1 rRNA gene is annotated in these 1,591 nt (G+C 48.3%); it reads left to right on the top strand.

Annotated features, from left to right (window positions below):
• The first annotated feature begins 38 nt into the window (after window positions 1–38).
• Window positions 39–1,559: ribosomal RNA gene (locus N7603_RS08930) — 16S ribosomal RNA — on the top strand.
• Window positions 1,560–1,591 lie beyond the last annotated feature (32 nt).

Below are 1,591 nucleotides of genomic sequence, written 5' to 3'. Positions count from 1 at the left end.
AAAAAAAAGATAAGAGCTAATTCTTACAATTCAAATATATTTTGGAGAGTTTGATCCTGGCTCAGGATGAACGCTGGCGGCGTGCCTAATACATGCAAGTCGAACGCACTAGCAATAGTGAGTGGCGAACGGGTGAGTAACACGTAGGTAACTTACCTCTAAGACGAGGATAACGACTGGAAACGGTCGCTAAAACTGGATAGGATCTTTGGAGGCATCTCTGGAGATTTAAAGGGGCTTTACAGCCACACTTAGAGAAAGGCCTGCGGCGCATTAGCTAGTTGGTGGGGTAGAGGCCTACCAAGGCGATGATGCGTAGCCGGACTGAGAGGTCGAACGGCCACATTGGGACTGAGACACGGCCCAAACTCCTACGGGAGGCAGCAGTAGGGAATTTTCGGCAATGGGGGAAACCCTGACCGAGCAACGCCGCGTGAATGAAGAAGTATTTCGGTATGTAAAGTTCTTTTATTGAGGAAGAATGTCTAGGTTAGGAAATGAACTTAGAGTGACGGTACTCAATGAATAAGCCCCGGCTAACTATGTGCCAGCAGCCGCGGTAATACATAGGGGGCAAGCGTTATCCGGATTTATTGGGCGTAAAGGGTGCGTAGGCGGCTTGTTAAGTCTAAGGTGTAAGTGCAGAGCTCAACTCTGTGATACTTTAGAAACTGGTGAGCTAGAGATAGATAGAGGCAAGTGGAATTCCATGTGTAGCGGTAAAATGCGTAAATATATGGAGGAACACCAGTGGCGAAGGCGGCTTGCTGGGTCTATACTGACGCTGAGGCACGAAAGCGTGGGGAGCAAACAGGATTAGATACCCTGGTAGTCCACGCCGTAAACGATGAGTACTAAGTGTTGGGGGAACCCAGTGCTGTAGTTAACATATTAAGTACTCCGCCTGAGTAGTACGTACGCAAGTATGAAACTCAAAGGAATTGACGGGACCCCGCACAAGCGGTGGATGATGTTGTTTAATTCGAAGATACGCGAAAAACCTTACCAGGTCTTGACATACTCTGCAAAGCTATAGAGATATAGTGGAGGTTAACAGATGTACAGGTGGTGCATGGTTGTCGTCAGCTCGTGTCGTGAGATGTTGGGTTAAGTCCCGCAACGAGCGCAACCCTTATTGCTAGTTACCATCATTCAGTTGGGGACTCTAGCGAGACTGCCAGTGATAAACTGGAGGAAGGTGGGGATGACGTCAAATCATCATGCCCCTTATGACCTGGGCTACAAACGTCATACAATGGCTGAAACAAAGAGAAGCGAAGCAGTGATGTGGAGCAAAACTCATAAAAGCAGTCTCAGTTCAGATTGTAGTCTGCAACTCGACTACATGAAGTCGGAATCGCTAGTAATCGCAGATCAGCATGCTGCGGTGAATACGTTCTCGGGGTTTGTACACACCGCCCGTCAAACCACGAAAGTTGATAATACCCAACGCCGGTGGCCTAACCGCAAGGAGGGAGCCGTCTAAGGTAGGATCAATGATTGGGGTTAAGTCGTAACAAGGTATCCCTACGGGAACGTGGGGATGGATCACCTCCTTTCTAAGGAAAACATGGCTTAAGAAGCTGTGAAC

The organism is Paracholeplasma vituli (genome assembly GCF_025446935.1).
In the GTDB taxonomy this organism is placed as follows: Bacteria; Bacillota_I; Bacilli_A; order Acholeplasmatales; family UBA5453; genus Paracholeplasma; species Paracholeplasma vituli.
The sequence above is the reverse complement of the archived record's forward strand: the minus strand, read 5'-3'. Positions and strand labels throughout refer to the sequence as shown.